This window comes from Flavobacterium bizetiae (assembly GCF_902804475.1).
Lineage (GTDB): Bacteria > Bacteroidota > Bacteroidia > Flavobacteriales > Flavobacteriaceae > Flavobacterium > Flavobacterium bizetiae.
Genome location: NZ_CADCSU010000061.1, coordinates 44,199 through 52,147 on the forward strand (window position 1 = coordinate 44,199; position 7,949 = coordinate 52,147).

At 30.8% G+C, this 7,949-nt stretch carries 10 protein-coding genes; 2 read left to right on the plus strand and 8 right to left on the minus strand.

Annotated elements, in window-relative coordinates; all coding sequences use genetic code 11:
* Positions 1 to 36: 36 nt before the first annotated feature.
* Entirely contained in the window at positions 37 to 819 is a 783-nt protein-coding gene (locus tag FLACOL7796_RS06345; RefSeq protein WP_173969973.1) for a DUF3050 domain-containing protein, read from the minus strand.
* Positions 820 to 906: 87 nt separating this feature from the next.
* Positions 907 to 2,085, minus strand: coding sequence for an acyl-CoA dehydrogenase family protein (locus FLACOL7796_RS06350; protein ID WP_173969974.1), 1,179 nt, complete (start codon positions 2,083 to 2,085; stop codon positions 907 to 909).
* 168 nt (positions 2,086 to 2,253) lie between these two features.
* On the opposite strand from FLACOL7796_RS06350, the gene FLACOL7796_RS06355 reads away from it, so the two are divergent.
* Positions 2,254 to 4,014 carry an AraC family transcriptional regulator gene (locus FLACOL7796_RS06355; protein ID WP_173969975.1) on the plus strand — a complete coding sequence of 587 codons (1,761 nt, stop codon included), beginning with the start codon at positions 2,254 to 2,256 and terminating at the stop codon, positions 4,012 to 4,014.
* Between the two features lie 158 nt (positions 4,015 to 4,172).
* Here FLACOL7796_RS06355 and FLACOL7796_RS06360 read toward each other — a convergent pair whose 3' ends face one another.
* From FLACOL7796_RS06360 to FLACOL7796_RS06380, 5 genes are all read right to left on the minus strand, one after another.
* Positions 4,173 to 4,307: an rSAM-modified peptide gene (locus FLACOL7796_RS06360; RefSeq protein WP_173969976.1), complete on the minus strand. Its 135-nt coding sequence runs from the start codon at positions 4,305 to 4,307 to the stop codon at positions 4,173 to 4,175.
* 58 nt (positions 4,308 to 4,365) lie between these two features.
* A complete protein-coding gene (locus tag FLACOL7796_RS06365) occupies positions 4,366 to 4,524 on the minus strand; it encodes an rSAM-modified peptide (RefSeq protein ID WP_173969977.1) in 159 nt (52 codons plus the stop codon).
* A gap of 107 nt (positions 4,525 to 4,631) precedes the next feature.
* Positions 4,632 to 4,775, minus strand: a complete 144-nt coding sequence (locus FLACOL7796_RS06370; protein WP_173969978.1) for an rSAM-modified peptide — start codon at positions 4,773 to 4,775, stop codon at positions 4,632 to 4,634.
* A 110-nt stretch (positions 4,776 to 4,885) separates the two neighbouring features.
* Positions 4,886 to 5,017 carry an rSAM-modified peptide gene (locus FLACOL7796_RS06375; protein WP_173969979.1) on the minus strand — a complete coding sequence of 44 codons (132 nt, stop codon included), beginning with the start codon at positions 5,015 to 5,017 and terminating at the stop codon, positions 4,886 to 4,888.
* Positions 5,018 to 5,151: 134 nt separating this feature from the next.
* The gene (locus FLACOL7796_RS06380; RefSeq protein WP_173969980.1) at positions 5,152 to 5,286 is read right to left on the minus strand and encodes an rSAM-modified peptide; all 135 of its coding nucleotides are present in this window, start codon (positions 5,284 to 5,286) and stop codon (positions 5,152 to 5,154) included.
* Positions 5,287 to 5,546: 260 nt separating this feature from the next.
* On the opposite strand from FLACOL7796_RS06380, the gene FLACOL7796_RS06385 reads away from it, so the two are divergent.
* The gene (locus FLACOL7796_RS06385) at positions 5,547 to 7,103 is read left to right on the plus strand and encodes a vitamin K epoxide reductase family protein (RefSeq protein ID WP_173969981.1); all 1,557 of its coding nucleotides are present in this window, start codon (positions 5,547 to 5,549) and stop codon (positions 7,101 to 7,103) included.
* Between the two features lie 5 nt (positions 7,104 to 7,108).
* On the opposite strand, the gene FLACOL7796_RS06390 is transcribed toward FLACOL7796_RS06385, so the two are convergent.
* A partial coding sequence (locus FLACOL7796_RS06390) for an IS4 family transposase (protein WP_173969982.1) occupies positions 7,109 to 7,949 on the minus strand: 841 nt, incomplete at its 5' end.

Here is a 7,949-nt window from a genome sequence, read left to right on the forward strand (position 1 = left end):
AAACAAATAGTTACGTTATATAAGGTGTTTTGGTTTTTAGACCATTTCGGCTTTCATCACGATTTCTTCTTCGATCGCATTCCAAAGTCCGATTCGTTTTTCTAATGCAAGGATTGAAATTTCTTCGACTTCTTTCCATTTTTGGGCATCATCTTCACATAAATCAGTAATCATTTGCATTGCCATTGGGCCGTGTTCATCGGCATCCAATTCTATATGTCTTTCGAAATAATAAAGCAATTTGCTTAAATCAGTTTCAGGAAGATTTTTTTGAAAGTTTTTTAGGATTGCTGTAAACATACTTGGTATTAAATCTTCTCTTCCAAAAGTAAATGCTGCGGCAATTTCATGTGGTTTTCCTTCTTCGATCACTCTAAAAGTAAAATCTAAAAAAGCTTTTGTATCCGGATGCAAGGCACTTTGTTTGATCGCAACGAATATATTATGAAGCGAATTTACTTCAGACAAAAAGGTATTGATTCCGCTTGTATCAGCACCACAATCTTCCATGGCTTCGATATACATTTCATAATGACTTTGTCTTCTTCCGTCGATGCTTAGATCCGTTTCTTCGGCAAGAACAATTTCGTTGATTAAATATCTTGTTTCAGGATTTTTTGTAGCAAACCAAGGTGTTGTAGTACAAGTAAGTTTGGCCTGTAATGCTTTTAATAATGACATAAAATCCCAAACCGCAAAAACGTGGCTTTCTAAGAAACTATGTAAGTCATCGATGCTTTGAATTTTATTGTATAAAGAATGTTGTAAAAGTTGATCTTTTTGAGGTTGAATGCTATTGTGGATAGTTTCAATATTCATTTTCGTAAATTTTTTGCAAAGATAAAAAGCTTCCCGGTTAGAAGAAGCTTTTTATATTGTTTTTGTATATATTTTAATAGTTGTTTACTATTTAAAAGCTGGAATTCCAGTTACATCCATTCCGGTTATCAATAAATGAATGTCGTGTGTTCCTTCATAAGTAATAACACTTTCGAGATTCATCATATGGCGCATAATCGAATATTCGCCGGTAATCCCCATTCCGCCTAACATTTGTCTGGCTTCGCGAGCGATATGAATTGCCATATCGACATTATTACGTTTTGCCATCGAGATTTGAGCCGTTGTTGCTTTTCCTTCGTTTCTTAAAACGCCTAAACGCCAGGTTAATAATTGTGCTTTTGTGATTTCGGTAATCATTTCTGCCAGTTTTTTCTGTTGCAATTGCGTTCCGCCAATTGGTTTTCCAAACTGAATTCTTTCTTTAGCATATCTTAAAGCCGTATCATAACAATCCATGGCAGCACCAATTGCTCCCCATGCGATTCCGTATCTTGCTGAATCTAAACAACCAAGTGGTGCGCCTAAACCGGATTTATTAGGTAATAAGTTTTCTTTAGGAACTTTTACGTTATCAAAAATTAATTCTCCTGTTGATGATGCACGAAGCGACCATTTATTATGAGTTTCCGGAGTTGTAAAACCTTCCATACCGCGTTCTACGATTAATCCGTGAATTCTCCCTGATTCGTCTTTTGCCCAAACTACAGCAATATCAGCAAAAGGGGCATTCGAGATCCACATTTTGGCACCATTTAAAAGGTAATGATCTCCTTTGTCTTTAAAATTGGTAATCATACTTCCGGGATCAGAACCATGATCTGGTTCTGTAAGTCCAAAACAGCCCATGAATTCTCCTGTAGCCAGTTTTGGTAAATATTTCATGCGTTGTTCTTCGGTTCCGTATTTCCAGATAGGGTACATTACTAAGGAAGACTGAACAGATGAGGTTGATCTTACGCCAGAGTCTCCACGTTCGATTTCCTGCATGATTAAACCGTATGAAATTTGGTCTAATCCTGCACCTCCATATTCAACCGGAATATAAGGGCCAAAACCACCAATTTCTCCAAGTCCTTTAATAATTTGTTTTGGAAATTCTGCTTTTTGAGCATATTCTTCTATAATAGGAGAAACTTCTCTTTTTACCCAGGCACGAGCTGATTCGCGAACTAATTTATGCTCGTCTGTTAATAGATCGTCTAGGTTATAATAATCTGGAGCTTGAAATAAATCTGGTTTCATTTGTGATAGTTTTTACAAAAACAAATTTACGTAATAAAAATATAACAAAACAATGTTAAATTGTTATATTTTTAGAAGACTAAAAGAAGAAAATTAGTATAAACCTTAATTAATTTTAGTTTATTGAAAATTTATAAGCTATTTTTGAGATTCCAAAAAACAAATTTAATGAGGCTGATCATCTCTTTTTTACTTTTTTTTGTTCTGAATACGGCAGTTTCTCAACAGAAAAATGCTTTAACAGAACAAGAGTACTTATTATTGAAGGATAAAATAAGACTAACTGCAAATGCTAATGTAGATAGTGCTATAGTATTTGCTAATCAAATGGTAAAATCTAACAACAATAAACATTTGGCTTTTGCAAATGGAGCGTTGTCTTATTTAATTCAGTTAAAAGGTAATTCAGCCAAATCTAAAGAAAAATATCAGCTTGCATTAAAGTACCTGGACAAAATGCCTGATGACCGGGATAAAAAACAGCTGAGGTCCATTTTATACAATTATAATGGTTTGTCCGAATGGAAAAGAGGAAATTTTAGTGGAGCAATCGAAAGCTATCAGCAAGGGATGAAACTTTCTGTAGAAATTGGAGATATTATTCAGATTGTAAAATTTAAAAATAATATTGCTTCGATAAATGTAGCAGTTGGTAATTATCGATTGGCTATAAAAGATTTAAGGCAGCTCAATGATTTTGTAGATAAAAATGAAGGTGTTTATACCAAAGAGCAATATTTAAATAACAAAAGTAATATCAACATTAGTTTAGCGGGTTCATATGAAGCTTATTATATGAAAGATGCTAAGAGTAAAATGTTATTAGATTCTGCCGAATATTTTTATAAAAAAACAGTAAGTTATTCTCAAAATTTCCCTGATAATAAGATTGTCGCAAAATTAAGTCTGGGTAATATTTATAGTTGGCAAAAAGATTATGCAAATGCTGAAAAAACCTACTACGACATTGTTTTTTTAGCGAATCAAAATAATATGCCTGAAATATTATGTACAGCAAATTATAATTTAGGAGACCTTCATTATACAACCAAAAAATACGATAAGGCTTTAGTGTTTTTTAAAAAATCAGATTCAATAGGGGAACATACCAAAACGAATCAGATAGATTATCTAAAATCAAATTATTACCAGGCAAAAATTTATAACATTCTAAAAGAACCTGAACTTGCTTACAAACATTCGAAAATTTATCTGGATAATTACGAAAAGTCAGAGTCAAAATTAAACGACGAAATTCTCGAAGTCAATTATAAATTAGGTGTAGGAGATCTGACGAATGAAATGGTCACCATTCAGGAAAAATATAAATATGATGTTTTTCTAAATAAAGCATTGAAAGTTTTTTACGTTGTTTTATTTGTCGCTATTGTTTTTTTATTAATTAAAAACATAAGAGATAAAAATAAGGCGCATAAAAAGATGAATGATTTAATAGAGGAATTTAAAGCTAACTTAGAAAAGAAAGCAAATGCTCCTGAGCAAGAACAGGTACAAGAAATAGAAGAAGTTTTCGAGCAGGAAGAGATTTTACTCAAGAAAGAAAATGCCAATTTGAGTATCGATGAAGCTAAAGAAAACAAAATAGTCGAAAAATTACTGGCTCTAGAAAGTAAACACGAATATCTTAATGCCGATTTTACTCTACCATATGTTGCAAAGAAAATAAAAACAAATACCACTTATTTATCTTATGTGGTAAACAAACGATTTGGTAAATCTTTTGGTGAATATTCTAACGAACTCAAGATCAATTATGTGATTAACGAAATGATTACCAATCATATGTATCGTAAATATTCGACCCAGGCAATTGCAGAAAGTGTCGGATTTAAAAATGCGGTTTCATTTGCTAAATCATTTCGCAAAAGAACTGGAGTATCTCCAGCTCAATTTGCGAATAATATTTAATACATCATAGAATACTTTTTTTTGACTAATTCTATGATAGTTCCTTTTCATCCTTGATTTGATGAATTGGCAGAATTGCATTTTAATAAACTGTTTATTGATTTAGAGATTCTTAATTTGAAAATCTTTAATTCAAAATTTTAATTTCTAAAATATTTTTACAATCTCGTGTTCCCTTTTCCGTCACCTTTATTTGGATCAATCGGATCATCACCGCCTGAAATTGTTTTTTGTTGTTTTTTAGATAATTTTACAGTTTCAAAATCGCTGATGTTTAATTTTATATTTGCCATTTTTTTATTTTTTAATAATTAAATTTTTTATGTGAAGTTTAAATTGATAGACCGCTAATTAAGGTTTTGGAAATTCATTTCTAGCAGTGCTTTCTACAGTATTCCCTTTTCCATCTCCTTTATTTGGATCAACGTCACCGCCTGAAACTGTTTTTTGTTGATTTTTAGATAATTTTTCTGTTTGAAAATCGCCGATATTTAATTTAGTATTTTTCATTTTTAAATTTTTTGAGTTAATTTTTTTATGGATAGTTATAGTTGATATAATTTTTTTGGATGTTCTATATCCAAAATCTTAGATTTGAGGAAATTGACTTTTGATATTTATTTAATAGGTACTATTGTATTTCCTTTTCCGTCACCTTTATTTGGATCAACCGGATCGTCGCCTCCTGAAACTGCTTTTTGTTGAGTTTTAGATAATTTTTCTGTTTGAAAATCGCTGATATTTAATTTAATATTTTTCATTTTTTAAGTCTTTTGAGTTAATTTTAATATGGATAGTTATAGTTGGTGTAAATTTTTTTTGGAATATTTTTATCTAAAATCTTAAATTTTAAGAAATCGAATTTTGATGTTTATTTAGGTACAGTATTACCTTTTCCGTCTCCTTTATTTGGATCAATGTCACCTCCCAAAATTGTTTTTTGTTGTTTTTTAGATAACTTTGCAGTTTCAAAATCGCTGATATTTAATTTTAGATTTGCCATTTTTTTCTTATTTATAGATTAATTATTGAGTTAAAAGTCGCTCTCAGATTAGGGGAACTTCATGTTATTTTTTAGATCTATTTTGTGAGAAAATAAACCGTTTTTATGTTTTATATTTTACTGCTAAAATATTTTTAAGATATCGTATTTCCCTTTCCATCTCCTTTATTTGGATCGACATAATCGTCACCTCCCTGAATAGTTTTTTGTTGGTTTTTAGATAATTTTTCTCTTTGAAAATCTGTTAATTTTAATGCCTGATTTGTCATGTCGTTGAGTATTAGGGTTTATGATTTATCAAAACTAGACAAAAAGGAAAACCCTTAATCGAGATTCGGGTTTTGGAGGTTTTGAGCGAATTATAATCGATTTAACTTATTGTTATTCAGTTATTTGAATGAATCATTCAGACTGCTATAATTTATAAATTGTATGTAGTATAATTGATAAAATGTTTGCCTCTAACGTTTTTTTTCGAATAAAAACAACAATCTTTGTGTTGTAATTATGATTTTAAAGATTCGAAAAGATGTTAAAACTTGTCCAAAAATTTCTACAAATAAATAGATACTCGGAAATTAAAAATGAGTTTAAAGATTTGTTTCTTTCTCATCCAAATTATCCTAGTTTATTTGCTATAACAGATTCTCTTGATTTGCTATCTGTAGAGAATGCTGCGGTAAGAGTTTCGAAAGAACAAATAGTAGATTTACCATCTAATTTTTTGGCCTATTTTAAAGAGGAACTTATCCTGGTCGAAAAGGCTAAAAATTTTGTTAGTATTCATACTATAAAAAAAGGAAGGTTAAAAATGTCGTACGAGAAATTCCTGTTAGACTGGAATGGAGTAATCGTTGCGATAGAACCAAATAATGTTATTGCAAGAGAAAATCTAAAAGTTGAGTTTAGTTGGTTAAAATATACTTTACCACTTTTACTTTTAGTTGGGCTGTCATTTTTCTATAATACCTATAATTTGTTTAGCGTTGTTTTTTTAGCAACATCAATTTTAGGACTTATTGTAAGTGTTTTTATTGTTCAGGAAAAATTTGGTTTTAAAAACGGTATTATTTCAAGATTTTGTAATCTGAGTTCAAATTCTTCTTGTAATTCTGTTATCAATAATAAAATAGGAAATAATAAATGGATTAATTTTTCAGATCTGCCACTTATTTTCTTTGGTTCAAGTTTGATAGCGATTTTAATCAAACCACTTGAATCGTCAATTTTTATAGGATTCTTAAGCTTGTTGGCAATTCCGGTAATTGTATCCTCTATTTGGATTCAGAAGTTTGAAATTCAAAAATGGTGCGTGATGTGCCTTGTGGTTTCGGGTTTAATATTTATGCAAAGTGCCGTGTGGTTTGCGTCAGACTTGTTTACGCTAAGTTTTAGTTTCGATGAGATTTTTCCTTTTGTGTTTTCTGTTGTCCTTCTTATTCCAATTTGGTCAGTATTAAAAACAATTATAAAAAATATTCTGGGCAATGAAAGTTCTTTGAAAGAGATGAAAAAGTTTAAAAGAAATTATTCTTTATTAAATTTTTTATCTAAAAAAGTACCTTATACAAATGGCTTTGATGATTTAAGAGGTTTACATTTTGGAAACCGAAATGCTGGAGTAAAACTTGCGATTATTATAAGCCCAAGCTGCGAACATTGTCATAAAGCATTTCAGGAAGCATTTGATTTAGTATTAAAATTTCCGGATAAGATATTTTTAAATGTACTATTTAATATTAATCCTGAAAACGCCGAAAATCCTTATAAATCAGTTGTAGAAAGACTTTTAACTATAAACAGAGTAACACCAGGAAAAACGGTTGAAGCAATATCAGATTGGCATATTAAAAATATTGGACTTAAAAAATGGTTGAAAAAATGGCATGTTGATAATGTTAGTATGATGATCAATCAGGAAATACAAAAACAATACGAATGGTGTTCTAAAAATAATTTTAATTATACACCGGTTAAAATTGTAAATGAAAAAGTTTTTCCTAACGAATATGAATTAAGCGAATTGAAATATTTCTTAAATGATTTTGTTGAAGAAGTTGAAATTCTTGAGAAAAAAATAGCGTAGTACGGCTACCGTCTGGACACATCTCTAAAGAGTATCCAACCTTGCATGACTGAATTGAATTTTTGCAGGCCAATCCAAAAAGTTGTGATGCCAGGTTTTCTTTCAGAAAGATAACCTTTCCATCCTCCTAATCTAGCAATAGCCCATATATATCGTTTCAAATCGGACGATTTATATGGGTTTTTTAGTTTTTCAGTTTTACCTTCTAATTGTTTGATTTGCAACTCTAAACATTCTATTTCTTCTTCTGAAAAACAGCTTCTGGGTTGGGATTCTTCTTCGCTGGCATAAGCTATTTGCATGATAAAGAGCTTTATAATAGTCTCCAACATCAAAAGACATAGTTTGCGAACTGCTTTACCTTGGGATAATTCGCTGGCTTCTATATTGAACCCCTCTTTTTTTAAAATTCTAAATACTTCTTCGATAGTCCACCTGTAGGTATACCATTCAATACAAAGTAATGCAGTTTGCAGATCTTCAACTTTCTTTGTCGTTAGCAATCTCCAAAGTATTGGGTTTTCAATATTTTCTCCTACTTCTTTTGCTTCAATAGCGTAAAGATTGATTTTATCGGGAAGATGTTTCCCTGAATATTGATGTTTGCCTATTGTTATTTCTGAAAAGCGTACTTCTATAGTAGCTGTTCTTTTTTGGATCTTTCTTCTTTTATCTCCTTCTAGTTCAATTGCATACCTTCCTTGAAGTGGCTGAGAACTAAGATGATCGAAAAGTTTTATTTTATTATCAAGCAATCTATTAAATCGCGATCTAATCAGTAAATGCGTTTTACTGTCGGGAACAAGGCAAAATTGTTCGAAAATATCTCCCTCTCTGTCCTGAATA